Below are 25,814 nucleotides of genomic sequence, written 5' to 3' on the forward strand. Positions count from 1 at the left end.
TGCGCATCAGCGCTTCTCGCCGCCGCGGGTGACCAGGTAACGGCCGGGGAACTCGCCGCCGCCGTGCACGGCCAGGTCGGTCCCGGTGAGGTACGTGGCGAGGTCGCTGCTGAAGAACAGGCACGCTTTGGCGACGTCCTCCGGGGACTGCCATGCGCTGCATGGGGATGATCGAGGCGACCGCCGCGCCGCCGTCGTCGCCGTAGACCTCGGCGGCCGCGTCGGTACGGATGAGGCCGGTGGTGATGTGGTTGACGCGCACCTTCGGCGCCCACTCGAGAGCCAGTGCCTGGCTGAACATGAGCAGCCCTGCCTTTGCGGCCGAGTACGCGGCCGTGCCGGGCTGCGGATCGTGGGCGGAGACGCTGCCGATGTTGACGATCGACCCGCCGGAGTCCTGCTGCTGCATGACGGCGTTGGCCGCCTGCGCCAGGTAGAACGGCGCAAGCATGTTCAGTGCCACGATCTTGTCGACGAACCGCGTGGAGACGGTGGCGGAATCGGCATCGGGGGAGCCGCCGGCGTTGTTGACGAGGATGTCGAGGCGGCCGTGCCGTCCCGCGACGTCTTGCACCAGCGCCTTCGCCGCCTCCGCGTCGCGTACGTCGAGCGCACGGAACTGCGCGGTGCGGCCGCCCGCGGCAGGCAGCGATTCCGGCTCGGTCCTGCCGCACACCGTCACCTCCGCGCCCGCGGCGAGCAGCGTCGTCGCGATGACGAATCCGATGCCCTTGGTGCCGCCGGTGACGATGGCCACCCGGCCGCTCAGGTCGATCGTGCTGGTGGGATCGGGGGAACTCATGCGGTCCTCGCTTCCGGGGCGTCGGCGTGCTCCGTGTGTCGGCGTGCTCCGTATACCGGGACGAGGCTACCAAGCACTTGCTCGGTTGATTACCCTGGTGGTCACTGAACGGGTAGGTCATACCCACCGACACTTGGGAGCGCATCGATGGGCACATTGGACGGCAAGGTCGCGCTGATCACCGGCGCCGGTCAGGGCGTGGGCGAGGGGATCGCCTTCGCCCTCGCCAAGGAGGGCGCGAGCATCGCTGCGTTGGGGCGCACCAAGGCCAAGGTGGACGAGACGGCGGAGGCCGTCCGCGCACTGGGTGGCACCGCGATCGCGGTGGAGTGCGACGTGGCGAAGGAGGAGCAGCTGGCGCCGGCGGTCGACGAAGTAGTGACCGCGCTCGGCGGGATCGACATCCTCGTCAACAACGCCAACTACAGCGTCCTGGGCCCGATCGCGCAGGTCAAGCGGCACCACATCGAGAAGGCCCTGGCCGTCGGGCCGCTGGCGGCGCTTTCGCTCATGCAGCTGTGCTATCCGGTCATGAAGGAGCGTGGCGGCGGGTCCGTGATCAACATGGTCACGTCTGCGGCCGTCCGATGGGACACGTCGAACTACGGCGGGTATGCGGCCGCCAAGGAGGCCCTCCGCTCACTCACCCGCGCGGCCGCCTCGGAGTGGGGGCGCGACAACATCCGGGTCAACGCCGTCGCGCCGCATGCGCTGTCGCCCGGGCTCAAGGCGTGGACCGAGCACAATCCCGAAGAGGCCGAGGCGTTCGTCGCCACCATTCCGATGGGCCGGATCGGCGAGTGCGAGGAGGACATCGGCCGCGCCGTCGCGTTCCTCGTCGGCCCCGACGCGCGCTACCTCACCGGAGCGACGATCCCGCTGGACGGCGGGCAGGCGCGCTGGGCGTAGACCGGCTCGCAATTCTGCACGCGGCACCGGCCGTCTCCGTCAGGAGGCGGCCGGTGCCGTTGTCATCGCAAGGACAGCGCGTCGTCCAGCGGCGTGCCATCGATGTAAACCTCCACCGAGTCGACGTTGCCGAACTGCAGGGCGGGCTCGGTCAGCTGCGCGCGCACTCGCGGGATGTCGCACTCGCCGCCCATCGTCAGATCACCGGCCAGGCGAACCGTCGCATGGCCGTCGGCGATCGTCGCACCCTGGTACGACAGGTCGGACATCGCCAGCGCGTTGTACAGGCCGGATGCGCCGTAGTGCTGCTCGTCCACCGCGAGCAGTGCGCGGTAGAGCTCGCCGAGCGGGGCGATCGTCTCCGTCGTGACGGTGACGGGCACGGCGCTGTCGCCGCAGCCCACCGGGTGTCCGGTCGCACCTCCGTCGCCTATCGCGATGAAGGTGAGCGAGTGCCGTGCGGTGTGTTCGGGGTGCGAGGCGCCGGGTTCGCCGGACGCCGCCGGGCCGGGGGCGACGGTGCCGGAAGAATCCTGCCCGGGCGGGAGCGCGCTTGATGCCGTGGGACCCGGTTCGTTCTGACTCGTGTCCGAGGGGTCCGGCACGGCAGGAGCCGACGTCGTCGGACCGTCCTGTGTGGCGGCGACGGACGGCGGATCGGCGCTTTGTCCGCAGGCCGCGGGGAGTACCAGCAGCACCGGTGCGGCAGCCAGGACGATCCGTGCAACGCGATGCATGGCGCGCCTCCTCGTATGTACCCACGTTATCGGCGCGCAAGCGTGGCGCGTTGCACGTGATCGCCGTACTGCTCATGCGCGCCGGCATTCGTCGTCCATGGATCGCGACTTCGTGTGCACGAGGTACGGAAACTAGGTCTAGACATAGTTGGTAGTCCAAGTATATTCTCGTGTCATCACGATCACACGAGAGGCGGGAGCGTCATGGTGCAGGAACTTGCGCACTTCATCGGCGGCCGACGGGTGCCCGGCACCAGCGGGCATTTTGCGGACGTCTACAACCCCAGCGATGGTGCCGTGCAGTCGCGGGTTCCGCTGGCGGGCGTCGACGAGGTGTCCGCCGCCGTTGCGGATGCCGCTACGGCGCAGAAGGAATGGGCGACGTGGAACCCGCAGCGGCGTGCGCGGGTGATGATGAAGTTCGCGCAGCTGGTACGTGAGAACGCCGACGAGCTCGCGCGGCTGCTGGCCTCGGAGCACGGCAAGACCATCGCCGACGCGCATGGGGACGTCGCCCGCGGGCTGGACGTCGTCGAGTTCGCGATGGGTATCCCGCACCTGCTCAAGGGCGAGTACACCGAGGGCGCGGGCACCGGCATCGACGTCTACTCGGTGCGTCAGCCACTCGGCGTGGTCGCGGGGATCACGCCGTTCAACTTTCCGGCGATGATCCCGCTGTGGAAGGCGGCGCCCGCGATCGCGTGCGGCAACGCGTTCATCCTCAAGCCGTCGGAACGCGACCCATCGGTGCCGCTGCGCCTGGCCGAACTGTTCATCGAGGCCGGACTGCCCGCAGGGATCTTCAACGTGGTCAACGGTGACAAGGTGGCGGTGGACGCGCTCCTGGAGCACCCGGACGTGAAGGCGCTCGGATTCGTCGGCTCGTCCGACATCGCCGAGTACATCTATTCCAGCGCGACCTCGCGGGGCAAGCGGGCCCAGTGCTTCGGCGGCGCCAAGAACCACATGATCATCATGCCCGACGCAGACCTCGACGACGTGGCGGATGCGCTGGTGGGCGCCGCCTACGGGTCTGCGGGGGAGCGGTGCATGGCGCTGTCCGTGGCGGTGCCCGTGGGGCAGGAGACCGCGGACCGGCTGCGCGAAAAGCTCGTCGCCCGCATCGACAAGCTCGCGATCGGCTCCTACGACGACCCGGACGTGGACTACGGCCCGTTGGTCAGCGCCGCCGCCGTGGCCCGTGTGCGCGACTACATCCAGGCCGGCATCGACTCCGGCGCGGAGCTGGTGGTCGACGGCCGCGAGATCACCGTCGCCGGGCACGAGAACGGGTTCTTCCTGGGCAGCACGCTGTTCGACAACGTCACCAAAGACATGTCGATCTACCGCGAGGAGATCTTCGGCCCCGTGCTGTGCATCGTCCGTGCACACGACTACGAGGAGGCGCTGGATCTCCCGTCGACCCACGAGTACGGCAACGGCGTATCGATCTTCACGCGTGACGGCGACACCGCACGCAACTTCGCCAGCCGCGTCGACACCGGCATGGTCGGCGTCAACGTGCCGATCCCGGTGCCGGTGGCGTACCACACCTTCGGCGGCTGGAAGCGCTCCGGATTCGGCGACCTCAACCAGCACGGGCCGGATTCCATCCGCTTCTACACCAAGACCAAGACCGTCACGCAGCGCTGGCAGTCCGGCTTCAAGGAGAACGCCGACCACTTCGTGCTGCCGGTGATGGAGTGACGGTGGACACGGCGCCGGCCGCGAGCGCGTTCGCGTTGAGCGAGGACGAACGCGCCATCGTCGGCACCGCGCGGGATTTCGCCGTCGAACATGTCGCCGCGCATGCCCTGGAGTGGGACCGGGACAAGCACTTTCCGGTGGACGTCCTGCGCAAGGGCGCCGCGATGGGGCTGGGCGGCATTTACGTCGGCGAGGACGTGGGCGGGTCCGGGCTGCGGCGGATCGACGCGGCGCGTATTTTCACCGAGATCGCCGCGGCGTGCCCCGCCACCGCCGGCTACATCTCCATCCACAACATGGTCGCGTGGATGATCGACTCCTACGGGAGCGACGAGCAGCGCAGACGTTGGCTTCCCGGGCTGTGCGCGATGGAGCTGCTGGGCAGCTACTGCCTGACCGAACCGGGAGCCGGGTCGGACGCGGCGGCGCTGCGCACGCGGGCCGTGCGCGACGGCGACCACTACGTACTCGACGGGGTCAAGCAGTTCATCTCCGGCGCAGGCGTGTCCGACGTGTACGTCGTCATGGCCCGCACGGGCGCGGCCGGCCCGCGGGGGATCTCCGCGTTCGTCGTGGAGAAGGGCGCCGAGGGGCTGTCGTTCGGCGCGAACGAGTCGAAGATGGGCTGGAACTGCCAGCCCACCCGCCAGGTCATCCTCGACGGGGTGCGTGTTCCCGCGGCGAACCTGCTGGGCGGGGAGGGGTCGGGCTTCGCCATCGCGATGAACGGGCTCAACGGCGGGCGCATCAACATCGCCGCCTGCTCGCTCGGCGGTGCCCGCGCGGCTTTCGAGCAGACAGCCGGATATCTGCGCGAGCGCGAGGCGTTCGGTGCGCCGTTGAGCACCTCGCCGGTACTGCAAGGAAGGCTGGCGGACATGGCGACCGACCTGGAGGCGGCGCGGCTGATGCTGTGGCGCGCCGCGGACGCGCTCGACCACGATGCCCCCGACAAGGTGACGCTGTGCGCGATGGCCAAGCGCTACGTGACCGACGCCGGCTTCGCGATAGCGAACGAAGCGTTGCAGTTGCACGGCGGTTACGGCTACCTCAGCGAGTACGGGTTGGAGAAGATCGTGCGGGATCTGCGCGTGCACCAGATCCTGGAGGGGACCAACGAGATCATGAGGATGATCGTCGGCAGGACGGTCGCGTCGTGACAACGGGCGCCCACGCCCGGGAGATCGACGGCGACCCGGCACCCGCGGCCGCAGCGGCCGCCGAAAGGACTGACTGATGAGCACCATCGCATTTCTGGGGCTGGGGCATATGGGCGGCCCCATGGCCGCCAACCTGGTCAAGGCGGGGCATACCGTGCGCGGCTTCGACCCGGTGCCCGCGGCGCAGGAGGCCGCCGCGACCGCGGGCGTGGCGGTCGCCCCCGCTGCTGCCGACGCGGTCGCCGGTGCGGACACCGTGGTCACCATGCTGCCCAACGGGGCGCTGGTGCTGGAACTGTACGCCGATATCCTGCCGTCCGCGTCGCCGGGCACGCTGTTCGTCGACAGCTCCACCGTCGACGTGGCGGACGCGCGGGCCGCACATGAGATGGCCACCGCGGCCGGGCATGCCATGATCGACGCCCCCGTGTCCGGCGGCGTGGTGGGTGCCGAGGCCGGCACCCTCGCATTCATGGTCGGCGGCGACGAGGAGACCTTCCGGCGCGCCGAACCGCTGCTGCAGGACATGGGCCGCACGATCGTGCACTGCGGCGACCCGGGCAACGGGCAGGCGGCGAAGCTGTGCAACAACATGATCCTCGCGATCTCCATGGACGCGGTCAGTGAAGCGTTCGTGCTGGGGGAGGCGCTGGGGTTGTCGCACCAGGCGCTCTACGACGTCGCCTCCCACGCGTCCGGACAATGCTGGGCGCTCACCACCAACTGCCCGGTGCCGGGCCCGGTGCCGGCGAGCCCCGCCAACCGCGGCTACGAGGCGGGCTTCGCGGTGGGGCTCATGGCCAAGGACCTGGGGCTGGCGGCGAATGCCCTGCGCGAGCACGGCGTCGCCGGGGAATTGGGGCTGCGCATGGCCGAGCGCTACGCGGAGATGCGCGACGCAGGCCGTGCGGCCAACGACTTCTCCGACATCATCAACGACATCCGGGACAAGTCCGGGAAGGGGAACTGAACCAGTGGGTGATTACGAGACCATCCTCCTCGAACGATCGGGCCGCGTCGGGGTGATCACGTTGAACCGGCCGAAGGCGCTGAACGCTCTGAATACGCAACTCATGACCGACGTGACCGATGCGGTGGCCGCACTGGACACCGACCCGGGCGTCGGCGCCATCGTCATCACCGGCTCCGAGAAGGCGTTCGCGGCGGGGGCGGACATCAAGGAGATGTCGACCAAGACATTCGAGGACATCCAGGCCGAGCAGTTCTTCGGCCGGTGGGATGTGCTCACACGGGCACGCACCCCCATCATCGCGGCGGTGTCGGGGTACGCGCTCGGCGGCGGCTGCGAGCTGGCGATGATGTGCGACATGATCATCGCTTCGGACACCGCCAAGTTCGGCCAGCCGGAGATCACGCTCGGCGTCATCCCCGGCATGGGCGGATCGCAGCGGCTCACCCGTGCCGTCGGCAAAGCGAAGGCCATGGACATGTGCCTGACAGGGCGGAACATGAAGGCCGACGAGGCCGAGCGCGCCGGGCTCGTGGCGCGAGTGGTGCCTGCCGAGGATCTCCGCGACGCCGCCCTCGAGGTGGCGGCGACTATCGCCGGAATGTCGAAAACCACTGCCGCTATGGCCAAGGACGCCGTCAACGCGGCCTTCGAGACCCCGCTGGCCGAGGGACTGAGGACGGAGAAGCGCGTCTTCTACTCCACCTTCGCCACCGACGACCAGACCGAGGGAATGGCGGCGTTCATCGCGAAGCGCAAGCCGGAGTTCAACAAGGGCTGAGGAGCCGGCGTTCGCACCCGGCCGCAGGTCATACGTCACCGGCGGGGCGGGAGCCCTCGGAGTGGCGCCGAGCCAGGTCGCGGTAGGTCCGGGGATTGTTGTCCACCCACCAGACCGCGCTGCCGCTGAGCGGCCCGCGCACCGTTGCGGGGGTGCCGGTGGCGACGGACTCCTCGGGGATCCGCGTGCCAGGAGTGACGACGGCCCCGGCGGCGACCAGCGCCCTGTCGCCGATCACGGCCCCGTCCTGGACCACCGCGCCGTTGCCGATGAGTGCCTGCGCGCCCACCTCGGCGCCGTGCACTACGCACGAGTGGCCCACGGTGGCGTCGGGGCCGATCACCGTGGCCTCCTCGCCGCCGTGCACCACCGAACAGTCCTGCACGTTCGCGCCGGTCCGCACGATGATCGGGCCGAAGTCGGCGCGCAGCACGGCGTTGTACCAGACGGAAGCGCCCTCCTCGACGTGCACGTCGCCGACGAGCGTGGCGGTCGGTGCGATCCACGCGCCGGGATGGACCTCGGGTGCGGACCCCTCGAAGCTGAACAGCGGCATGTGCGGAATGTAGCGCGTCGGGGGCGGTGCGGGGGCCGGGCCCGGCGAAACCAGCGATCCAGGCCGTGGCGCGGCCTGGCGGCGCTACTGTGACGGGTACTGTTCCGCATCCGGCGAGGTGACCATGTCGCGAGCACAGCATCCCACCCCGGCGTGCGCCGCCGTCTGCGCGGCTGCCTCAGTGGCGGCGGCAGCCCTCGCGGTGGTCGCGGCGCCCGCCGCCTCTGCGACCCCGCCGTCCGGCGTCATTCCGATCCCCCTCGGCACGGTGAGCATCGCGGGGACCGACGTGACCGCGCGCGTCATCGTGTTCTCTCCGGGCGGCACCACGGGGTGGCATACGCACGACGGCGACGTGCCCGGGATCGTCACCGGCGGTTACATCATCCGCACACTGGACGACTGCTCCGTGTACACGGCGGGCCCGGGGGATCCGATGTCGGGCGGGGGCGCCGCGCACGTGGGCACCAATACCGGCGAGACCACCGCGTTCCTGTGGAGCCTGTACATCGACCAGGCGGGTGATCCGCCGGCGATCGACGCGCCCGCTGCGGACTGTCCGGAGCCGTAGCCCCGGCGGTTCCGCGGAACCGCACCGAACGCACGTCCAGGATGCTAACTTCCGGCCATGCTGAAGAGTTTCGGCGCGCGCGCACTGGTCCTGCGCGTGCTCGGCGCGGCGGTACTGCTCATCGGGCTCGTTGCTGTTCCGCGGAACCTCGCAGTGGCCGACGCGCCGCCGGCGCTGGGGGACGATTTCCACTGGGGCGTGGCGATGTCGGAGTTCCAGTCCGGCGGCTATTTTCCGGACAGCAATTGGACGCGATACGCGCAGAATTCCGCCGACCCGTACCTGGATTCGGTCGACTTCCGCCACCGCTACCCCGGGGACATCCGACGCGCTGCGGACCTGGGGGTGAACACCTTCCGCCTGTCGATCGAGTGGGCGCGCCTCGAGCCTGCGCCGGGGCAGTGGGACGAGCAGGCATTCGAGTACTACGACGACGTGCTGCGCGAGATCGTCGACGCCGGTATGCGTCCGATGCTCACGCTGGACCACTGGGTGTACCCGGGCTGGGTGGCGGACCGGGGCGGCTGGGCGAACCCGGACATCGTCGAGCTGTGGCTGGAGAACGCCCGCAGAGTGGTGGACCGCTATGCGCACCTCGACCCGCTGTGGGTGACGTTCAACGAGGGCACCGCCTACGTGATGCAAGAGGTCAAGCACGGCGGGCTCGCGCCGGCGGACGTCCCGGTGATGTTCGACCGGATGGCGCAGGCGCACCGCGCCATCTACGACCACATTCACGCCGTACAGCCCGGCGCCATGGTCACCACCAACGCCTCCTACATCCCCACGGTGGAGCCGGTGATGGACGCCCAGCTCATCGACAAGGTGGCGGGCCGGCTCGACTACATCGGCATCGACTACTACTACGGTGTGTCTCCCACGAATCCGACGGCGGTCTACGCGCTGCTCGACGAGCACTGGAAGGCCACCCTGGAACCGGAGGGGATCTACTACGCGCTGCGGTACTACGCGCGCACGTTCCCGGGCAAGCCGCTCTACATCGTCGAGAACGGGATGCCCACCGACAACGGCGCACCACGCAGCGACGGGCAGACCCGGGCCGCGGCCCTGCGCGACGACGTCTACTGGATCCAGCGGGCCAAGGCGGACGGCATGAACGTGATCGGCTACAACTACTGGTCGCTCACCGACAACTACGAGTGGGGCACGTACGCGCCCCGGTTCGGGCTGTACACCGTCGACGTGCTCACCGATCCGACTCTCACCCGGCGGCCCACCGACGGTGTGGACGCCTACCGCGACATCATCCGCGCGGGAGGAGTACTCGATGACTACACGCCCAGCCGGCCCCCGGCCGTGTGTTCGCTGGTGGACGCGCCGTCGAGCTGCCTCGATCCGGTGGTGGTGGACTAGCCGGTCGAGGGGGCGGGGTGCTCAGCCGGCGTCGACGCGGATCATCGTCGCGACCATCGTGGCGCAGTGCGTCTCCTCCTCGCCGTCCACGCCGAACACGTCGGCCTGGCACACGGTGATGGTGCGCCCGGAGCGGATGACGCGGCCGCGGGCGACGATCCGATCCCCGCGTGCGGGGGCGAGCAGGTTGGTCTTGAACTCGACGGAGAGCACCTCCGAGCCGGGGGCCATCAGCGTCAGCGCCGCGTAGCCGCAGGCGGTGTCGGCGGCCGCAGTCGTCACCCCGGCGTGGAAGTACCCGGCCTGCTGGGTGAGTCCGTCGGCGAACGGCACGGCGATGTCGACCAGCCCCGGCGCGACACGCTCGAGCCGAGCCGCGTAGGTGGACATGAGACCCTGCCGCGCGAACGAATCGCGGATGGTCGTCTCGAACCCGGGATTGCGCACCACATGTTCCGGCATCTCGACAGATTGTCATACCGGGAGGCGGCCCGGAATGGCACCATCGGTTCCGTGAGCGACCATCCGATCTGCGTGACCTGCGGCGTGCAGTTCCCCCGTGGTCACGACACCGCCCGCTGCCCGGTGTGCGACGAGGAACGCCAGTACATCGGCTACGGCGGGCAGCAGTGGACCACGCTCGGGTCGCTCCGCGGCGACCATGCGAACGTGCTGCGCCAGGAGCCGCGCGGGGTGTGGGGCGTGGGCACCGAGCCGTGGTTCGGCATCGGCCAGCGGGCGCTCATCGTGCCGGGCGAGGACGCCGACGGCGCTCCCGCGAACCTGCTGTGGGACTGCATCAGCCTGGTCGACGAGGACACCGTCCGACGCATCGGCGAGCTGGGTGGCCTGGCGGCGATCGCGATCTCGCACCCGCATTACTACAGCGCGATGCTCGAGTGGTCCGACGCGTTCGGCGGCATCCCCGTGTACGTGCACGCGGACGACGCGCACTGGGTGGAGCACTGCGTGCGGGGCAGGTCGGACCCGGTGCGGCTGTGGGAGGGGGACTCGCTCGAGGTGCTGCCCGGCCGCACTCTGCTGAACCTGCGCGTGCACTTCGCCGGCGGCACCGTGGTGCACTGGCCCGGCGCCGACGGCCGTGGCGCGGTGTGTTCCGGGGACATCCTCCAGGTGGTGGCAGACCGACGCTGGGTGAGCTTCATGTACAGCTATCCGAACCTCATCCCGGAGCATCCGGACACCGTCCGCCGCGCGGTGCGGATGCTCGAACCCTACGATTTCGACATGGTCTACGGCGCGTGGTGGGGCAAGGTCCTCGACGGGGAGCAGGCCGAAGGCGGTGCGAAGGCCGCGGTCCGCCGCTCGGCCGAACGCTATCTGCGGCACCTGGGGGAGGTCCTGTGAGCGGCGCGACGGTGACGCAGTCGAGGGAGATCGCCCGCCTGCGGCTGGCCGCCCAGCGGCTGGTGGGCGACGGATTGCCGGATGCGGCCGCGGCAGTCCGCCACATGTCCGCGATGCAGGGCCAGGACCTGACCGGCGCGATGACGTCGGCCGCGCTGCGGGTGACGGGCCGCTCGCGCCAGGCGGTCGTGGACGCGATGAACGCGGGCGCGATCGTGCGCACCTGGCCGATGCGCGGCACGCTGCACCTGATCCCCGCGGAGGACCTCGGCTGGATCCTGTCGCTCACCGGCGAGCGGACTCTGCGCGCCACCGCCCGCAACCGCGAACTCCGCGGCGTCGACGAGGCGCTGCTGGACCGCGCGCGGGCGGCGGCATTCGCGGCTCTCGCGGAGCGCGGGTCGCTTTCGCGTGACGAGCTGCTGGCCCTGTGGTCGGAGGCGGGCCTGATGGCGGACAGCGGCCGCGGCTACCGCCTGCTGTTCACCCTCGCCGTCGGCGGCGACCTGTGCTTCGGACCGTTCGCGGACGGCGGCCAGCGCATCGTCGCGGTGTCCGACTGGATCCGGCCGGCCGCGGTGCCGGCGCCCGACGAGGCGCTGGCGCAGTGGGTGCTGCGATATTTCCGCAGCCACGGGCCGGCGACGGTCCGGGACTTCGCCTGGTGGACCAAGCTGCCGCTGAACGCGATCCGCGCGGCGGTGGCCGAGGTCGCCGGCAGCCTCGAGTCGTGGACGGTGGGCGGCACCGAGTACCTGATGGCGCCGGAGACCCCGGAGCTGCTCGCCGGGACCGGACGCGCCGCCGGCGGGGTTCTTCTGCTGCCGGGATTCGACGAGTTCCTGCTGGGCTATGGCACGCGCGGGGCGGCGCTGCCGGACGAACACGCGGGCAAGGTGGTGCCGGGGAACAACGGGATGTTCCGCGGCACTGTCGTGTCGGGCGGCCGCGTCGTGGGCACGTGGAAGCGCAGGGGCAGCGGCAAGGCGGTGCGCGTCGACGCCGAACCGTTCACCGCGTTTTCGAAGGCGGTGGAGACGGCGCTGCCCCGGCGTTTCGCGGCCCTGCCGTGAACCGTTCCTACCGCGGCACCGGTTCGCCGCGGTAGGGGCCGAAGCTCCACTTGTTGCCTTCCGGGTCGCGCACGGCGAACTCCCGGTTCCCGTAGTCCTGGTCTGCGAGCGGGCGCATGATGTCCGCGCCCGCGGCCCGCACCTTCGCATAGAGACCGTCGACGTCGTCGGTGACGACGTAGGCGCCGAACGTCCCGGGCTCCAGCGCCCATTCGGCCCCGGGCTTGTGGTCGCCGAGCATGATGCCGCCGCCCTCCGGCCAGGCGAGCTGGGCGTGGACGATGCGCCCGCCGTCGGTGTAGCAGGCTGCCTCGACGAAGCCGAGCGTGCCGACGAGCCAGTCGATGAGGGTCCGTGCGTCGCGCGCCTGCAGCGACGGCCACACGGTGGGCGCCGGGGTGGTGGTGTCGTCTGTCGTGTTCATGCCGCTCAGTCTCCCGCGCGACGGTGACCCCCGGCTTGGATGTTTCCGATCTCCTCGTGCACGAACGCACTGGGCGAAGTGTCGGTGAAGCGCCGGAACTCGCGCGCCAGGTGGGCCTGGTCATAGAAGCCGTGGGCGGCGGCGAGGTCGGCCAGCGGGGGACGGAGACCGCCGCGCACGGCGCGTGTGAGCGCGCCGAAGGCGGCGTCGAACCGCATGAGCCGCCCGAGGTCGCGCGGCGTCAGGCCGAGCTCCCGGCGCACCAGCACCGCCAGTTGACGTTCGCTCAGGCACGTCTCCCGTGCGAGAACGGACACGGGGACCGCGCCGTCCGCCGCGGCCAGCCTCGCCCAGACCTCCCGCACCTCGTCGCGCGGGCGGAACCGGAACCGCTCCGCGGACAGGCGGGCGCGCAGGTAGTCCTCGACGACGTCGAACCGGCCGTTCCACGTGGGGATCTCGTGCAGCTGTTCACGCAGCGCGGTGATGCCGGGGCCGAGCACGTCCTCGGCCTGCCACGTGCGCCGGTCCAGCTCGCCGGCGGGAACTCCGAACAGCCCGGGCGCCGCCAGCGGATGCACCGCAATCTGGATGCCCCGCTGCCGTGTGGGCTGCCGGATGTAGGCGGGGGCGACGTGCAGTCCGGCGACGAGGGAGTCGAACGCGGTCAGGTGCCCCGCGTTCCAGTGGGGGAGCGTTTCGGCACCCTCCACCGGGTCGTCCATGCTGACTATGAAGGTGAGCCCCCGCGACGGGATCCCGCGGTGCAGCCCGGCGTCCAGCCCGTCCGACGAGTACCCGTAGAGCGCGAGCACGCCGGGTACCGGCGATGCCCGGTTTACGAACTCGCGGGTGCTCATGGCGGCGCGGCCATCGTTCAGGGCTCCACGAAGTCCCCGGCGTCGCGGCGCAGTTCGGTGAGCACCGTGACGAGCTGCTCGACCCCGGGGCCGGTGAGCCCGGGTTCGGCGAAGACCACGTCGTTGAGCCTGCCGGTGGCCACGCCGGCGAGACGACGGCCCTCGTCGGTGACCTCGACCAGCGTGGTGCGGCGGTCGCTGGGGTGCGGCTGCCGGCGCACCAGTCCGGCGGCCTCGAGGCGGTCCACCACGTTGGTGACGCTGGTGGGGTGCACCTGCAGGCGCGCGCTGGCCTTGTTCATGGGCAGGGCGCCGTTGCGTGCGAACACCAGCAGCATGAGCATCTCGTACCGCGCGAACGTGAGCCCGTGGGGACGCAGCACCTTCTCGACGCGGCTGAGCATGATCTGGTGCGCGCGCATCACCGACGTCACCGCGGCCATTCCGTCCGCAACCGACCCCCAGCCGTGCGCGACCCACTGGCGGCGGGCCTCCGCGATGGGGTCCTCTGGCAGCGGGTTCTGCGGGCTCATAGAGGCCGATTCTACCGATAGCGGACAGGCCGATTATCGGAAGGTCACGGACTTCTCCGCGCTGGAGCGTCGGTCGTGTCCGAGGTCCGGCGGCCGTGCCGGTCACGGGGTGCGGCGAACCACCCCTGAATGGGGGTGGCTGTGCGCGGCGCACGCGGGTATACGTCTATCGGGATGCGACGGGGACGCGGACTGGCTTATCGTGATATGTGACGGGCGTCTCGTCGCGTGCCCCGGCCGGCCGGGTTCCCGCCAGCGGGTGACCCGCCGGCGGAGCACCGACAGCAGCCTTCAGTCGGCACGTGCGTTCACGGCGCCGATCGGTTTCAGGTGAAGGAGTACAGGTGGCACACGACGATCGCGTGGCCATTCGTGACGCCGTCGGCCGGCTGCACAGGGAATCGGGCCTTCCGATGGTCTTCGGCGGTGCGATCACCGGCAGGGACAGGCTCCAGATCACGGAGTTCGTGGGCGCCAAGAGCGGAACCATGCGCGGCCTGCGCGTGCAGGCAGGCTCCGGCCTGGGCGGCAAGGCCATGGCGATGCGGCGGCCCGTGCTGGTCAACGACTACGCCCGGGCCGATGCCATCACCCATGACTACGACGAGGCCGTCACCGGCGAGGGCATCCGCACGATGGTCGGCGTGCCCGTGATGGTCGGCCGTTCCGTGCGCGGGGTCCTCTATGGCGCGCTGCGGGGCACCGTTGCGATCGGCGACCGCGTGATCGACTCCATGGTCACCGTGGGCCGCGTGCTCGAACAGGACCTGGCGGTGCGTGACGCGATGGAGCGCCGGAACCCGTCCAGCGCGATCTTCCCGCTGCCGGACGAGAACGCGCTCGAGGACGCGCCGCCGGAGATCCGCCGGCGGCTGCTCGACCTGGCCGGCCGGGTGGACGATCCCGCCGTGCGGGACGAGCTCATGGACGTGGTCGCCCAGCTGGAGGGCGCGTCGGGTGCCGGTGTGGTTCCGGGCGTCGACAACGGGGGGATGGCCACCGCGGAGCCCCGCCGGGCGCCGCCCCGCGTGCAGTTGAGCCCGCGCGAGCGGGAGGTCCTTGTCCAGGTGGCGATGGGGCATACCAATGCGCTCATCGGCGAGCGTCTCGGCGTGGGCGCCGAGACCGTCAAAAGCTACCTGCGCACCGCCATGCGCAAGTTGGGTGCCAACAACCGGATCGAGGCCGTCGTCGCGGCACGGCGTCTCGGCGCGCTCTGAGCGGCGGCGTGGGCGTGCGCGCCGCCGACGTGGTCATCGTCGGCGGCGGCTCATGCGGCTCGGTGCTCGCGGCGCGGCTGAGCGAGGATCCCGCGTGCTCGGTGCTGCTGATCGAGTCGGGCACGGGCGTGGCGACGCGCGGTCCGTGGCCCGCGCACATCCTGCCGATCGGGCCCGGCTCGCCGCATGCACACCACTATGCGACGACGCTGCGACACGGCGTGGCGGGCACGCTCGTCCGCGGACGGGGTCCGGGCGGCTCCGGCGCGGTCAACGGTGCATACTTCGTCCGCGCCACGCCGGCCGACCTCGACGCGTGGGGGCGTGCGACCGGCGGCCGGCCGGGCCGGACCGTCTGGTCGTACGGCGACGCGCTCCCGTACTTCCGGCGCTCGGAGCACGACCACGACTTCGGATCGTCGGCCGTGCACGGCGACGCCGGTCCCGTGCCGGTGCGCCGCCGCACCGCGGAGTCGTGGAGTGCGGCGACGGACCGTTTCGTCGCGGCGGCCGAGGCGATGGGCTTTCCGGCAGAACCCGATAAGAATGCCGGCGGGCCCGCGGGAATCGGCCCCGTGCCGTGCAATATCGACCGCGGCATGCGCGTGGACCCCGGCTCCGCGTACTTGAGGGCCGCGGCGGGCCGCCCCAACCTCACCGTCTGGACGGGGACGACGGTGCGGGCGCTGCGGATGTCGGCGGGCGCGGTGCGGGCCGTGCAGGTGCTCCGGGACGGCGGGTTGCTGGAGGTGCAGGCGTACAACGTGGTGCTGGCCGCGGGGGCCATCGAGACGCCGGCCCTGCTGTGGCGCTCGGGGATCGGCGATCCGCGGATGCTCGGCGCGGCCGCCGTGCACGCGCTGCCCGGGGTGGGGCGCGAGTTCTCCGACCACCCGGAGATCACGATCCCCTACAAACCGGCCCCGCCGGTCGGCGATCCGGTCTCGGGCGAGCGGGCCGCGCCACCGATCCTCGAGGCCTGCCTCAACCTCGATACCGGCGACGGTGCGGTGGAGATCCGCCCGTACACGGCGTCGTTCGGCGACGCGGTGCCCGGGAATCCGCCGATGCCGCCGGTGCTGGGCGCCGCGCTCATGGCGCCGTGGGGGAGGGGCCGGATGGTTCCGCACCCTGCCGACCCGTGCGGGGCGCCCCGGATCGAACACCACTATCTATCGGACCCGCGGGACGAGGCGGCCGCCGCGGCGGCGGTGGACCTGGCTCGCGGGCTGCTCGACGCGTCGGGGATGGGCACGCCGATCGACGGAATGCCGGCGAACCTGGGCACCTCGCAGCATCTCAGCGGCACGTGCCCGATGGGTACCGATCCCGGCACCGCAGTGGTGGATCCGCGTTGTCGCGTGCACGGGATCGGCGGGCTCTCCATCGCAGACACCTCGGTGTTCCCGCGCGTGCCCAGCCGGGGACCGCATGCCACGGCGGTGATGCTCGCCGAACGCGCGGCGGAGTTCGTCGCGTCCGGGCTCCGCGTTCCGTGACGGCCCGCCGGTGAAACGCCCGCTGCGCCGTCCGGCCGGTGCGCTCCTCAGCGCGGCCGGACGACCCGGTAGTCCGAGGTGTGCCAGAAGGCCCGCATGCTCGTGATCCGTGCATCGTCGTCGAAGGTCATGACGTCGATGGGGGTCACCTCGACGGTGCGCTCCGGCAGAGTCGTGGTGATGCGGAACCGGAACGCGGCGCTGTCGCCGGAGATGCGGCAGTCGAGCAGCTCGGATTCATTGCGGTAGCCGGCGGACTTCGCGTAGAAGTCGGCGATGTCGTCCCTCCCCCGGTGCGGCTCCGTGCCCACGGGGTCCTCCACCGTCGCGTCGGGTGCATACAGGGCGAGCACGGCGTCGGGGTCGGTGGCGCCGACGGCGTCGACGTAGGACTGGACTGTCGCGCGGATGGCATTGCGCTTCGCGGAATCGTCGACGGCCACTGTTCCTCCTGCATGCTGCGGCGGATGCTGTCACGCTCGACGTTATTCCAGGCGGGACGTGTTTGCGATGGACACGCCGGGGAACCAGCGGACGAATTCCGAGGACGATATTCCGCCGTCGGGTGTCGGCCGACCGGGTCCCGGTTGTATGCTGATCCGTGCAGCTGGTTCGTCCGGCCGGTCACGAGGAGCCCCGAAGGCCGAGCCGGACGTCGAAGCCCCGCGCCGCATCGGCGCAGGCGGTGAGAGGGAACCCGGTGGAAATCCGGGACTGTCCCGCAGCGGTGAGTGGGAACGAAACCCGCCATGGAGCACTGGGCGCACGCCCGGGAAGCGGTGGGCAGTAGGTGGCGGCGGTGTGCCGCGGGCCCGCGAGTCCGAAGACCTGCCGGTTGCGACGGGCACGCCGTGCCCGTCGGGCCACCGCCTCGGGGAATGGGCGTGTCGACCGGTTCGTGTCACAGTGCAGGACAACGTGCACGGTAGCGGGGCTGGGTGGGATCCACAGCCGGATCCGCGCCGCAGTCCGGTGCTGCCAGGGGCTCGAGGCGTGTGCGCGTACCGCCGGCGGTGGCGACATCGACGTTCGTACTGGAGATACACGTGGACACCACTTTCACCGCAACTGTCCTGGGTTCCCCCCGCATTGGGCCACGGCGAGAGCTCAAGAGGGCTGTCGAGGCCTACTGGGCGGGACGCATCGAAGCCTCCGAACTGCTGACGACGGGCGCGGGGCTGCGCGCGGACATGTGGGAGCAGCAGCGGGCCGCCGGTCTCGACGCGATTCCTGTCGGCACCTTCTCCCACTACGACCAGGTGCTGGACACCGCCGTCATGCTCGGAGCGCTGCCGGAGCGGGTCTCGGACATCGACGACCCGCTCGATCGCTATTTCGCGGCGGCCCGTGGCACCGGCACGGTGGCGCCGCTGGAGATGACCAAGTGGTTCGACACCAACTATCACTACCTGGTCCCGGAGATCACCCCGCAGACGCGATTCGCCCTGGATCCGTCCCAGCTTCTCGGTGAGCTCGCTGAAGCGCATGCGCAGGATGTGCCGGCGCGGCCCGTGGTGATCGGGCCGGTCACCTTCCTGCTGCTGTCCAAGAAGGTCGGCGGTGCAGGATCACTGCTGGATCGCGTGGACGAACTGCTGCCGTTGTATGCCGAATTGCTGGGTCTGCTCGCCCAGGCGGGTGCGGAGTGGGTGCAGATCGACGAACCCGCTCTGGCGGCCGACCGTACCGCCGACGAGATCGCCGTCGTACGCCGTGTGTACGACGAGCTCGCCGCAGTGGTGCGGCGTCCTGCGATCCTGGTCGCGTCCTACTTCGGGAGTCTGGGCGATGCGCTGCCGGCGCTCACGGCCACGGGGATCGACGGCATCGCCGTCGATCTGGTCGCCGGCGCGGACGCGCTCGCGGCGGTGCCGGGCCTGGCCCGCAAGCATGTGGTGGCCGGCGTGGTCGACGGGCGCAACGTGTGGCGCACCGACCTCGAGCGTGCGCTCGGCACGCTCGTCACGCTGCTGGGCAGCGTCGGCTCGCTGGCCGTGTCCACGTCGTGCTCGCTGCTGCACGTGCCCTACACGCTCGACGCGGAGACCGGCCTCGACGAGCCGCTGCGTTCGTGGCTCGCGTTCGGTGCGGAGAAGACCGTGGAGGTCGCGACGCTGGCGGCGGCCTTGCGTCAGGGGCGCGACGCCGTGGCGGACGCCGTCGACGAGGGCCGGGCCGCGGTGCGGTCGCGGCGCGAGGATCCGCGCCTGCACGACCAGTCGCTGCGCGCGCGGATCGACGCGCTGACCGCGGGGACGAGGGGAAGGGGTGGGGCCGACGCCCGCAGGAAGGCCCAGCGCGGACTCGGTCTGCCGTTGCTGCCGACCACGACGATCGGTTCCTATCCGCAGACGCGGGAAATCCGCGTCGCGCGGGCCGAGCTGCGCAAGGGTGTCATCGACGGCGCGGAGTACCGCCGCCGCATGCAGTCCCAGATCGCCGAGGTCGTTGCGCTGCAGGAGGAGCTGGGGCTGGACGTGCTCGTGCACGGGGAGCCGGAGCGCAACGACATGGTGCAGTACTTCGCCGAGCAGCTGGGCGGATTCTTCGCGACAGAGAACGGCTGGGTCCAGTCCTACGGCAGCCGGTGCGTGCGCCCGCCGATCCTCTACGGCGACGTGCGGCGGCCGGCGCCGATGACGACCGAGTGGATCACCTACGCCCAGTCGCTCACCGCCAAGCCCGTGAAGGGGATGCTCACCGGTCCGGTGACGATCTTGGCGTGGTCGTTCGTGCGTGACGACCAGCCGCTGGCGGAGACCGCGGACCAGGTGGCGCTGGCGATCCGGGACGAGACGGTGGACCTGCAGGCCGCGGGCATCAGGATCATCCAAGTGGACGAGCCGGCCCTGCGGGAACTGCTGCCGCTGCGGGCCGCCGACCAGCAGGACTACCTCGACTGGGCGGTGGGGGCGTTCCGCCTGGCCACCTCCGGCGTGGCCGACTCCACCCAGATCCACACGCACCTGTGCTATTCGGAGTTCGGCGAGGTCATCGGCGCCATCGCCGGGCTCGACGCGGACGTGACGTCCCTCGAAGCGGCCCGCTCGCACATGGAGGTGCTCGGCGACCTCAACGCGGTGGTTCGACCTGGGCGTGGGGCCCGGGGGTGTACGACATCCACTCGCCGCGCGTGCCGGGCGTCGACGAGATCGCGTCGCTGCTCACAGAGGCGCTGGCGGCGGTGCCGGCGGAGCGCCTGTGGGCCAACCCCGATTGCGGGCTCAAGACCCGCGGCGTGGCGGAGACCAAGGAGTCGCTGCGCAACCTCGTCGAGGCGGCGCGGAGCGTGCGGGCCGGGCTCTAGGCGGGACCTGTTGTCGCCGGCGTGCCGGCCGATCGCCTGCGGGCATCTCCGATCCGCGCACCTCGGCGCCATCCGAGCGCCTGTTCCCCTGATCCCCGGGGGAACGGGTGCTCGGATCGGGCATTCTGATCAGTGTTTCCGGGAGCCGGAGGCGGCGGCGGGCTGTCGGTCCGGCCCCTCGCCGGTGTGCCGCTGGGTGTAGGCGACGCCGAGGGCGAGCAGCACCAGCCCGGCGGCGACGAACGCGATCACCCGGAACATTCCGTTCAACGCCGCAAGATCGAACAGCAGCAGCTTCGCGACCCCTGCGGCGGCCACGACGAGCCCGGTGGCGAGGACGACGGTCCGCGCACGCCCCTCCGCCGAGCGCGCCCACAGGAGGGCTGCCGCGGCGGCGGCGAACCAGACGAGGGTCGCAGCGGTGTGGCCGGCGCGGAATCCACCCTCGGTGCCGCCGGTGACCAGATCCGCTGTGCTGATGCACAGCTGGGTCGCCAGCGTCAGCATGACCACGCCGCCGGCGATCCAGATCGGGCCGTCCTCCGTTCTCGGATCGGTGGCCCACATGACGGTCAGCGCGGCTGCGGCGGCGATCGCCACGAGCGAGCTGGTCAGCATCGACGCCTGCATCGACGGGGCGAGGCCGCCGGGCGCCGTCAGCTGTGCGATCGCGCCGGCGTAGACCATCGCCGCTGCGCCCGCCGCCCCGAAAGCTGTCGCGATGATCTGCAGCGCCCGTCGCAGATCTCCGGCCCGGCGGGCCCCAAGGGCGATCACCATGCACGTGCTGAGCAGGCACGGCGTGGCGACCTCGCCGGAAGCTGCGTAGGCGATGGCCGCGAGTGCGGTGACCGCCGCGGCGGCGAGCCAGGTCGTTCGGCACGAGACCGGCACCGCGGCGCGGCGGGAAGTGCCCAACGCGCCGGCGGCGAGCAGTACCGTGCAGACCCCGGCGACGACCGCGGCCACCGGACGATCGAGCATCGTGGGGAGCGTGAACACCGGCAGCGCGGCGGCCGCGGAGCCCAGGCCCAGCAGCGCTCCCCGGGTGCTGGTCGGCAGCAGGGCCATCGCCGACGCGAGTGCGAGGGCGAGGCCGGCGGCCACCGCGGCGCCGACGAACCACGGGTTCAGGTCGTCGCCGACGCCGGCGAACAGCAACGGCAGGGTGACGGCCGCGGTATTGACCACGAACAAGACCGTCCAGTCGCGGCCCACCTGCGGCCACAGCATGGCGGCGGTGCAGGCGAGCATGAAGCCGATGAGCACCTCGTCGATGCCCGCGGTGACGATGGGCGCGAACATGAACAGCGGGACGGACACCAGAACACAGAGCGCCTGGCTGTCCCAGCGGTGGGCATGCCAGGCGCCGCCGGCGGTGATCGCGGCGCCGGCGGCGATGGCGGCGGCCGAGGGAATCCAGTGGTAGATGGACGACGCGGCGAGCGTGTCGAACAGCCCTGCCGCGACTCCGGTGGCCACCAGGGCGATCGCCCCGGCACGACGCTCGGCGTCGCGGCCGATGCGGGCACCCGCGGCGATGAGCGCGACCGCGAGCAACCGCGCCTCCGGCCACCCGCACCTCGGGACGCAGCAGCCCCCCCGGGCCGCGAGGACGAGCAGCATGACCACCCCCACGAGCGTGATGACCGCGCCGCCGGCGGCCAGCCGCGTCCGACCAGGCCGCGCTCGGCCGCGTCCACGAGCCGCTCGCGGGAGGCGGTCGCGGGACGGCGGCGACTGTTGCGGACACTGCGGCGGTTGCGGGTACGGCCGCCGTGGTTGCGGCCGTGGCGGGGACAGGGGCTGTCGTGGGGGTGGGAGCCGTTGCGGGGAAGGGGGAAAGGGTCGTTGCGTCGCGGGCGGCGGCAAGCACTGCGGCGGCAACCCCTGCCGCGGATTGCCGGCGGCCGGGCCGGCCGCCGGGGATCGCTGTGCGGCGGCGAATGCGGCGAAGTCGGCGCTCACCGCGGCGAGGCGGTGCGCCAGTTCGCGCAGTTGGCCGTCGATGCGTTCAGCGGTGGCGGATGGCGCGTAGTCGTTCATGGATCCAGCATCGTCGCGTGCGACACCGAGAACATGCGCAGAACTACTCAGGCGACGTGGTCATTTACGCCTGTGCGGCGTCGTCGTCCAGGTCGTGCTCGATCGCGTAACGGGTCAACTCCACGCGGTTTCCCAACTGGAGTTTGCGCAGCGTGGCGCCTACGTGGTTCTCGACAGTGCGGGTGCTGATGTCCAGGCGCGTGGCGATCTGCTTCGACGACATCCCCTTCGCCACGTGCCTGAGTACCTCGGTCTCGCGGGGCGTGAGCACCGGGTCGTCGGCGTCTGTGTCGGGGGCGCGGGAGATCCTCCGATACTCGCCGAGCACGAGGCCGGCGAGCCCGGGGGTGAACACGGCCTGCCCGTCGCCGGTGGCGACGACCGCCGCCACCAGTTCGGACCGCTGCGCGCTCTTGACCAGGTATCCGGTGGCCCCTGCTTTGATCGCGTCGAGGACGTCGTCGCGCTCGTCGGAGGCGGAGAGCACGAGTACCCGCGCAGCGGGGTGCGCCCGCAACACCTGCGCCGTCGCTTCGGTGCCCGTCCCGTCGGGCATCTGCATGTCCATCAGGACCACGTCGGGTCGGACGGCCGCGGCGCGGGTGGCGGCGGAGGCGACGCCGTCGGCGGTGGCGACCACGTCGAAACCCTCCTCTGCGAGGTCGCGGGCGACGCCGTCGCGCCACAACGGATGGTCGTCCACCACCATCACGCGGAGTGCGGGATGCGACTCGGTCACCGGGAGCCCGCCTTTCGTCCGGTCTGCGCCCCTTCCGCACGTGCGGGGACGGTCAGCTCCCATTCTGTCCCGGCGCCCGGTTCCGATTCCAGGCGGGCGCTACCGCCGAGGTCCTCGATCCGCCCGATGATGGAGTGGGACACGCCCATCCGGCCCTCGTCCGTCGCCTCCCGCAGACGGCCCGGTGCGATACCGGTGCCGTCGTCGCGCACACTGACGACCACCTCGTCGCCCACATCTTCGAGCAGGATGTGAGCGCGGGCGCCGGGACCCGCATGCCGCGCCATGTTGTCGAGGATGTTGTGGACGGCGGCGAGTACCTCGTCGGCCGTCGCGCGGCACAGTTCGACGGCCTCGGCGGGGGTGCTCACGTGGACGCGGTCGTCGGCCAGGGCCCGCAGCGCGGCGCCGAGATCACGCTCCGCGCTCCCGGCGTCCGCGGCGGAGTCCGTCGGTGCGGAGGCGATGAGCCGCCGGAGGCTGCGCTCCTGTTCGGCGGCGAGCTGTGCCAACTCCTCCGTGGCGCCGCCGATCTCACACCCGCGCCGGGCGATGAGCGCCAGAACCTGCAAGACACCGTCGTGCACTTCGCGGGCGAGGTGTTCGCGTTCGGCCGACCGGGCCGCCAGCCCGATCGCCGACGCCAGCCTGTCGTGCGTGACGCGGGCGCGCGTGGCGGCCAGCCCCACGGCCACCGCGGCCGCGGCGAGGAGGATCATCGTCGCGTTCCGCCCGAAGTTGAGGATGACCTCGTCCTTGACGAAGTAGTTCGCGGCGCCGATGACCACCGCGCCCGCCAGTCCCCAGCGCGCCCCGCCGAGCAGCGCCGCCGACAGCACCGCGCTCGCCATCCACAGGGTGGTCGGCCAGGTCTGGTTGTGCGCGATCCACTCCGCGTCGGCGACCAGCGAGGTCGAGAGCATCATCGCGGCCGACGTCACCAGTTCGCTCGCGACCCACACGCCGCGCCGCGCGAACCCGCGCAGGTAGCCGACGGTCCACGCGAGATTTGCGGCGGTGAGCACGCCGAACAGCGCCCAGGTGGCCTTCGGATGCAGCAGGTCCGCATCCACCGCCACGAGGAAGCCGAGCGCATAGAGGAACCCGACGCCGCGGAACGCCTGGGCCGCTCGCCACAGTGGCCCCGCCGGATCGTCGTCGGCAAGGCCCTGGCGCAGCGAGGCCAGCACGGCGGCGGACGATGCGTGATCGCGGGGCCTCCGGGTGCGCGGCGCACGGGGGCGGCCGGTTCTCGTCATCCGTCGATCATGGACCACACTCCGTCGATCAGACGCAAAGCGGACGGGAACTGTCCTGTTCACATGCCACGGTGGGGACATGAACGCATCCGACTGGAATGAGCAACTCCGCTTTCAGATGACCCTGCACTGGGACGAGCAGATACGGCCACGGCTCGCCGGATTGACCGATGACGAGTACTTCTGGCGGCCGGCCCCGGGAGCGTGGACGGTGCATCCGAGAGGAGAGGGCACCGCTCCCATCGAGGGGGGCTCGGGGGACTTCACCATCGACTTCGCAATCCCCGCACCGTCGCCCGCTCCGGTGACGACGATCGCCTGGCGCCTGGGGCACGTCATCGTCGGCGTCCTCGCAATGCGCAACGCCGGCCACTTCGGACGCGAGCATGTCGACTACACGTCGTTCGACTACGCCGGCACCGCGCAGGAGGCGCTGGCGCAACTGGACGCCGAGTACGCCGCCTGGCTCGCAGGCGTCGAACGTCTCGGCGAGGACGGGCTGGCGGCGCCGTGCGGCCCTACGGAAGGCCCGTGGGCGGAGTACCCGATGTCGACTCTCGTCCTGCACATCCACCGCGAGCTTATCCACCACCTCGCCGAGGTGGCGCTGTTGCGGGACCTCTACCCGTCCGCGCAGCGTTGACGGACGGGCTGCGCCGGGCGCGTCAGCGGGTCGTGTAGGCGCTTCCGATGGGCCGCGGCCCGGCGTCTGCGGCCGGCTCTGCCGCGCCGGCCGGCGCGGGCCCGGCGGCGGGGCCCGGTGCCACCGGCAGCGATCCCACGCCGGCGTCGAGCACGCGCATCCCCTCGTCGAGCAGGGCGTGCAGCCGGGCAACCGATCCGGCGCCGCCGGCGGGACAGCCGTCGGGGGCGCCGTCGGCCCCGTCGAGCCACTTCTCGTAGGCGGACAGCGCCACGCCGAGCATCGTCCACGCCACCGACTGGGGGATGTGCTCGTCGGGGCGCATACCGGTCCGCCGCGCCACGTATTCGGCGATCGCCTGGCGCCAGTCGGTGTACATGAGCATCGAATACGCCTGCAGCGGCTGCTCGCCCAGGATCAGCGCCATCCGACGCCGGTGAGTGACGGCCTCCTCGTCGGGGAAGGTGTTGAAGCGGATGAGCACGCGGCGCAGCCCCTCGGCGAGCGGGATGCCGTCGGGGAGCGCGGCCAGCCCCTCCCGCATGCGCGCCAGGTGGCCCTCGAAGTCTCCCCAGGGCACCGCGTTCTTGGAGGGGAAGTAGCGGAAGAAGGTGCGGCGCGCTATACCCGCCGTCTCGGCGATCTCGTCGACGCTCGTCGCCTCGAAGCCCTGCTCGGTGAACAGCTTGATCCCGACGGCGCCGATCCGGTCGGCGCTCGTGGAGGGGCGCCTACCTGCCCGACCGGCGGGTTGTGTGACGTGCGGCATCGGATCTCCTCCCGGTGATGCAATTATGCACCCGATGCCATTACAGTGATGAATCAGGTCACAGTCGCCACCTGGCCGTGGCCATCGTCGAAGGAGGTTCGCATGTCCGACCGCAATGCAGTCCAGGCCGATGCCGTGGACACCGTGGTGGCCGAGGAGTCGCTGATCGAGGAGGTCTCGATCGACGGCATGTGCGGGGTCTACTGATGACTGCCGCCGCCCCCGGGTTCGAGACCGAGCCCGGGTGGCGGCTGCACCCCCAGGTGGCGCTGCGCCCCGAGCCGTTCGGCGCGTTGCTCTACCACTTCGGCACCCGGAAGCTGTCGTTCCTGAAGAACCGGACCGTCGTGGGGATCGTGCAGTCGTTGCCCGAGCACCCGTCCATCGCCGCCGCCATCGACGCGGCCGGTGTCGATGAGCAGTCGCGGCACCTGTACGTGCACGCGCTGACGACGCTCGCGTCGTCGGACATGCTCGTGCGTTCCGGCCAGTCGGCCGCCTGAGCAG

25 protein-coding genes, 2 pseudogenes and 1 riboswitch are annotated in these 25,814 nt (G+C 71.1%); of the genes and pseudogenes, 15 read left to right on the forward strand and 12 right to left on the reverse strand.

Features of this window, described 5'->3' with window-relative positions; translation table 11 throughout:
* Window positions 1–6: 6 nt before the first annotated feature.
* Window positions 7–802 (reverse strand): annotated as a pseudogene (locus H4F70_RS06890) (SDR family oxidoreductase).
* A gap of 147 nt (window positions 803–949) precedes the next feature.
* Between H4F70_RS06890 and H4F70_RS06895 the strand changes: the two are divergent.
* Window positions 950–1,711: an SDR family NAD(P)-dependent oxidoreductase gene (locus H4F70_RS06895; protein ID WP_182359617.1), complete on the forward strand. Its 762-nt coding sequence runs from the start codon at window positions 950–952 to the stop codon at window positions 1,709–1,711.
* Window positions 1,712–1,773: 62 nt separating this feature from the next.
* Here the strand turns inward: H4F70_RS06895 and H4F70_RS06900 are convergent, their stop codons facing one another.
* Entirely contained in the window at window positions 1,774–2,448 is a 675-nt protein-coding gene (locus H4F70_RS06900) for a GerMN domain-containing protein (RefSeq protein ID WP_182359618.1), read from the reverse strand.
* Between the two features lie 204 nt (window positions 2,449–2,652).
* On the opposite strand from H4F70_RS06900, the gene H4F70_RS06905 reads away from it, so the two are divergent.
* The 4 genes from H4F70_RS06905 (at window position 2,653) to H4F70_RS06920 (ending at window position 7,066) form a co-directional block, all read left to right on the forward strand.
* Window positions 2,653–4,155 (forward strand): CoA-acylating methylmalonate-semialdehyde dehydrogenase, encoded by a 1,503-nt coding sequence (locus H4F70_RS06905; RefSeq protein ID WP_182359619.1) that lies wholly within the window; start codon window positions 2,653–2,655, stop codon window positions 4,153–4,155.
* Window positions 4,156–4,157: 2 nt separating this feature from the next.
* On the forward strand, window positions 4,158–5,315 hold the full coding sequence (locus tag H4F70_RS06910) for an acyl-CoA dehydrogenase family protein (RefSeq protein WP_182359620.1): 1,158 nt from the start codon (window positions 4,158–4,160) through the stop codon (window positions 5,313–5,315).
* Window positions 5,316–5,391: 76 nt separating this feature from the next.
* Complete coding sequence (gene mmsB / locus H4F70_RS06915) at window positions 5,392–6,285, forward strand: 3-hydroxyisobutyrate dehydrogenase (protein ID WP_182359621.1); 894 nt, start codon at window positions 5,392–5,394, stop codon at window positions 6,283–6,285.
* 4 nt (window positions 6,286–6,289) lie between these two features.
* Complete coding sequence (locus tag H4F70_RS06920) at window positions 6,290–7,066, forward strand: enoyl-CoA hydratase (RefSeq protein ID WP_182359622.1); 777 nt, start codon at window positions 6,290–6,292, stop codon at window positions 7,064–7,066.
* Between the two features lie 28 nt (window positions 7,067–7,094).
* On the opposite strand, the gene H4F70_RS06925 is transcribed toward H4F70_RS06920, so the two are convergent.
* Window positions 7,095–7,622, reverse strand: a complete 528-nt coding sequence (locus H4F70_RS06925) for a gamma carbonic anhydrase family protein (protein WP_182359623.1) — start codon at window positions 7,620–7,622, stop codon at window positions 7,095–7,097.
* A gap of 124 nt (window positions 7,623–7,746) precedes the next feature.
* On the opposite strand from H4F70_RS06925, the gene H4F70_RS06930 reads away from it, so the two are divergent.
* On the forward strand, window positions 7,747–8,193 hold the full coding sequence (locus H4F70_RS06930) for a cupin domain-containing protein (protein ID WP_182359624.1): 447 nt from the start codon (window positions 7,747–7,749) through the stop codon (window positions 8,191–8,193).
* A 57-nt stretch (window positions 8,194–8,250) separates the two neighbouring features.
* Complete coding sequence (locus H4F70_RS06935; protein ID WP_182359625.1) at window positions 8,251–9,567, forward strand: family 1 glycosylhydrolase; 1,317 nt, start codon at window positions 8,251–8,253, stop codon at window positions 9,565–9,567.
* Window positions 9,568–9,588: 21 nt separating this feature from the next.
* Here H4F70_RS06935 and H4F70_RS06940 read toward each other — a convergent pair whose 3' ends face one another.
* Window positions 9,589–10,029 carry a PaaI family thioesterase gene (locus tag H4F70_RS06940; RefSeq protein WP_182359626.1) on the reverse strand — a complete coding sequence of 147 codons (441 nt, stop codon included), beginning with the start codon at window positions 10,027–10,029 and terminating at the stop codon, window positions 9,589–9,591.
* A gap of 51 nt (window positions 10,030–10,080) precedes the next feature.
* Here H4F70_RS06940 and H4F70_RS06945 point away from each other — a divergent pair, with 51 nt between their 5' ends.
* On the forward strand, window positions 10,081–10,935 hold the full coding sequence (locus tag H4F70_RS06945; RefSeq protein ID WP_220471776.1) for an MBL fold metallo-hydrolase: 855 nt from the start codon (window positions 10,081–10,083) through the stop codon (window positions 10,933–10,935).
* Window positions 10,932–12,008: a winged helix DNA-binding domain-containing protein gene (locus tag H4F70_RS06950; RefSeq protein ID WP_235681374.1), complete on the forward strand. Its 1,077-nt coding sequence runs from the start codon at window positions 10,932–10,934 to the stop codon at window positions 12,006–12,008. The genes H4F70_RS06945 and H4F70_RS06950 overlap by 4 nt, the downstream gene beginning before the upstream one ends.
* A gap of 7 nt (window positions 12,009–12,015) precedes the next feature.
* Here the strand turns inward: H4F70_RS06950 and H4F70_RS06955 are convergent, their stop codons facing one another.
* From H4F70_RS06955 to H4F70_RS06965, 3 genes are read right to left on the reverse strand one after another with little or no spacing between them, the layout of a single operon-like run.
* Window positions 12,016–12,432, reverse strand: a complete 417-nt coding sequence (locus H4F70_RS06955) for a VOC family protein (RefSeq protein ID WP_182345912.1) — start codon at window positions 12,430–12,432, stop codon at window positions 12,016–12,018.
* A gap of 5 nt (window positions 12,433–12,437) precedes the next feature.
* Complete coding sequence (locus H4F70_RS06960) at window positions 12,438–13,292, reverse strand: AraC family transcriptional regulator (RefSeq protein WP_182359627.1); 855 nt, start codon at window positions 13,290–13,292, stop codon at window positions 12,438–12,440.
* Window positions 13,293–13,309: 17 nt separating this feature from the next.
* Window positions 13,310–13,825 (reverse strand): MarR family winged helix-turn-helix transcriptional regulator, encoded by a 516-nt coding sequence (locus H4F70_RS06965; protein ID WP_182359628.1) that lies wholly within the window; start codon window positions 13,823–13,825, stop codon window positions 13,310–13,312.
* A gap of 344 nt (window positions 13,826–14,169) precedes the next feature.
* On the opposite strand from H4F70_RS06965, the gene H4F70_RS06970 reads away from it, so the two are divergent.
* Both H4F70_RS06970 and mftG read left to right on the forward strand, forming a co-directional pair.
* The gene (locus tag H4F70_RS06970) at window positions 14,170–15,045 is read left to right on the forward strand and encodes a LuxR C-terminal-related transcriptional regulator (protein ID WP_220471777.1); all 876 of its coding nucleotides are present in this window, start codon (window positions 14,170–14,172) and stop codon (window positions 15,043–15,045) included.
* Window positions 15,046–15,053: 8 nt separating this feature from the next.
* Window positions 15,054–16,544: a mycofactocin dehydrogenase MftG gene (gene mftG / locus H4F70_RS06975; protein WP_182359629.1), complete on the forward strand. Its 1,491-nt coding sequence runs from the start codon at window positions 15,054–15,056 to the stop codon at window positions 16,542–16,544.
* Between the two features lie 47 nt (window positions 16,545–16,591).
* On the opposite strand, the gene H4F70_RS06980 is transcribed toward mftG, so the two are convergent.
* Window positions 16,592–16,987, reverse strand: a complete 396-nt coding sequence (locus H4F70_RS06980) for an SgcJ/EcaC family oxidoreductase (protein ID WP_182345908.1) — start codon at window positions 16,985–16,987, stop codon at window positions 16,592–16,594.
* A gap of 223 nt (window positions 16,988–17,210) precedes the next feature.
* A riboswitch (cobalamin riboswitch) is annotated at window positions 17,211–17,394 on the forward strand.
* A gap of 196 nt (window positions 17,395–17,590) precedes the next feature.
* On the opposite strand from H4F70_RS06980, the pseudogene metE reads away from it, so the two are divergent.
* Window positions 17,591–19,851: pseudogene (metE, locus tag H4F70_RS06985) on the forward strand (5-methyltetrahydropteroyltriglutamate--homocysteine S-methyltransferase).
* Window positions 19,852–19,980: 129 nt separating this feature from the next.
* On the opposite strand, the gene H4F70_RS06990 reads toward metE, so the two are convergent.
* The 3 genes from H4F70_RS06990 to macS all read right to left on the reverse strand — a co-directional run bounded on the left by H4F70_RS06990 (window position 19,981) and on the right by macS (window position 23,895).
* The gene (locus H4F70_RS06990; protein ID WP_235681505.1) at window positions 19,981–21,477 is read right to left on the reverse strand and encodes a DUF2339 domain-containing protein; all 1,497 of its coding nucleotides are present in this window, start codon (window positions 21,475–21,477) and stop codon (window positions 19,981–19,983) included.
* A gap of 484 nt (window positions 21,478–21,961) precedes the next feature.
* A complete protein-coding gene (locus tag H4F70_RS06995; RefSeq protein WP_235681506.1) occupies window positions 21,962–22,606 on the reverse strand; it encodes a response regulator in 645 nt (214 codons plus the stop codon).
* Window positions 22,607–22,632: 26 nt separating this feature from the next.
* Entirely contained in the window at window positions 22,633–23,895 is a 1,263-nt protein-coding gene (gene macS / locus H4F70_RS07000; protein ID WP_182359632.1) for a MacS family sensor histidine kinase, read from the reverse strand.
* A gap of 79 nt (window positions 23,896–23,974) precedes the next feature.
* On the opposite strand from macS, the gene H4F70_RS07005 reads away from it, so the two are divergent.
* Window positions 23,975–24,538 carry a DinB family protein gene (locus H4F70_RS07005; RefSeq protein WP_182359633.1) on the forward strand — a complete coding sequence of 188 codons (564 nt, stop codon included), beginning with the start codon at window positions 23,975–23,977 and terminating at the stop codon, window positions 24,536–24,538.
* Window positions 24,539–24,560: 22 nt separating this feature from the next.
* Here H4F70_RS07005 and mftR read toward each other — a convergent pair whose 3' ends face one another.
* Window positions 24,561–25,307, reverse strand: coding sequence for a mycofactocin system transcriptional regulator (gene mftR, locus H4F70_RS07010; protein WP_182359634.1), 747 nt, complete (start codon window positions 25,305–25,307; stop codon window positions 24,561–24,563).
* A gap of 102 nt (window positions 25,308–25,409) precedes the next feature.
* Here mftR and mftA point away from each other — a divergent pair, with 102 nt between their 5' ends.
* Together mftA and mftB are read left to right on the forward strand one after the other, a co-directional pair.
* Window positions 25,410–25,514: a mycofactocin precursor MftA gene (gene mftA / locus H4F70_RS07015; protein ID WP_182345902.1), complete on the forward strand. Its 105-nt coding sequence runs from the start codon at window positions 25,410–25,412 to the stop codon at window positions 25,512–25,514.
* Window positions 25,514–25,810: a mycofactocin biosynthesis chaperone MftB gene (gene mftB, locus H4F70_RS07020; RefSeq protein ID WP_182345901.1), complete on the forward strand. Its 297-nt coding sequence runs from the start codon at window positions 25,514–25,516 to the stop codon at window positions 25,808–25,810. Before mftA ends, mftB begins: the two co-directional genes overlap by 1 nt.
* Window positions 25,811–25,814 lie beyond the last annotated feature (4 nt).

The sequence above is a fragment of the Tomitella gaofuii genome (assembly GCF_014126825.1).
GTDB classification, from domain to species: Bacteria; Actinomycetota; Actinomycetes; order Mycobacteriales; family Mycobacteriaceae; genus Tomitella; species Tomitella gaofuii.

What these genes read in the sequence shown, in the direction of transcription:
- H4F70_RS06895 (WP_182359617.1), top strand. Translation starts at nt 950, where the DNA reads ATGGGCACATTGGACGGCAAGGTCGCGCTGATCACCGGCGCCGGTCAG.
- H4F70_RS06900 (WP_182359618.1), bottom strand. Translation starts at nt 2,448, where the DNA reads ATGCATCGCGTTGCACGGATCGTCCTGGCTGCCGCACCGGTGCTGCTG.
- H4F70_RS06905 (WP_182359619.1), top strand. Translation starts at nt 2,653, where the DNA reads ATGGTGCAGGAACTTGCGCACTTCATCGGCGGCCGACGGGTGCCCGGC.
- mmsB (WP_182359621.1), top strand. Translation starts at nt 5,392, where the DNA reads ATGAGCACCATCGCATTTCTGGGGCTGGGGCATATGGGCGGCCCCATG.
- H4F70_RS06925 (WP_182359623.1), bottom strand. Translation starts at nt 7,622, where the DNA reads ATGCCGCTGTTCAGCTTCGAGGGGTCCGCACCCGAGGTCCATCCCGGC.
- H4F70_RS06930 (WP_182359624.1), top strand. Translation starts at nt 7,747, where the DNA reads ATGTCGCGAGCACAGCATCCCACCCCGGCGTGCGCCGCCGTCTGCGCG.
- H4F70_RS06935 (WP_182359625.1), top strand. Translation starts at nt 8,251, where the DNA reads ATGCTGAAGAGTTTCGGCGCGCGCGCACTGGTCCTGCGCGTGCTCGGC.
- H4F70_RS06940 (WP_182359626.1), bottom strand. Translation starts at nt 10,029, where the DNA reads ATGCCGGAACATGTGGTGCGCAATCCCGGGTTCGAGACGACCATCCGC.
- H4F70_RS06955 (WP_182345912.1), bottom strand. Translation starts at nt 12,432, where the DNA reads ATGAACACGACAGACGACACCACCACCCCGGCGCCCACCGTGTGGCCG.
- H4F70_RS06960 (WP_182359627.1), bottom strand. Translation starts at nt 13,292, where the DNA reads ATGAGCACCCGCGAGTTCGTAAACCGGGCATCGCCGGTACCCGGCGTG.
- H4F70_RS06965 (WP_182359628.1), bottom strand. Translation starts at nt 13,825, where the DNA reads ATGAGCCCGCAGAACCCGCTGCCAGAGGACCCCATCGCGGAGGCCCGC.
- H4F70_RS06990 (WP_235681505.1), bottom strand. Translation starts at nt 21,477, where the DNA reads ATGCTGCTCGTCCTCGCGGCCCGGGGGGGCTGCTGCGTCCCGAGGTGC.
- H4F70_RS06995 (WP_235681506.1), bottom strand. Translation starts at nt 22,606, where the DNA reads ATGGTGGTGGACGACCATCCGTTGTGGCGCGACGGCGTCGCCCGCGAC.
- macS (WP_182359632.1), bottom strand. Translation starts at nt 23,895, where the DNA reads ATGACGAGAACCGGCCGCCCCCGTGCGCCGCGCACCCGGAGGCCCCGC.
- H4F70_RS07005 (WP_182359633.1), top strand. Translation starts at nt 23,975, where the DNA reads ATGAACGCATCCGACTGGAATGAGCAACTCCGCTTTCAGATGACCCTG.
- mftR (WP_182359634.1), bottom strand. Translation starts at nt 25,307, where the DNA reads ATGCCGCACGTCACACAACCCGCCGGTCGGGCAGGTAGGCGCCCCTCC.
- mftA (WP_182345902.1), top strand. Translation starts at nt 25,410, where the DNA reads ATGTCCGACCGCAATGCAGTCCAGGCCGATGCCGTGGACACCGTGGTG.
- mftB (WP_182345901.1), top strand. Translation starts at nt 25,514, where the DNA reads ATGACTGCCGCCGCCCCCGGGTTCGAGACCGAGCCCGGGTGGCGGCTG.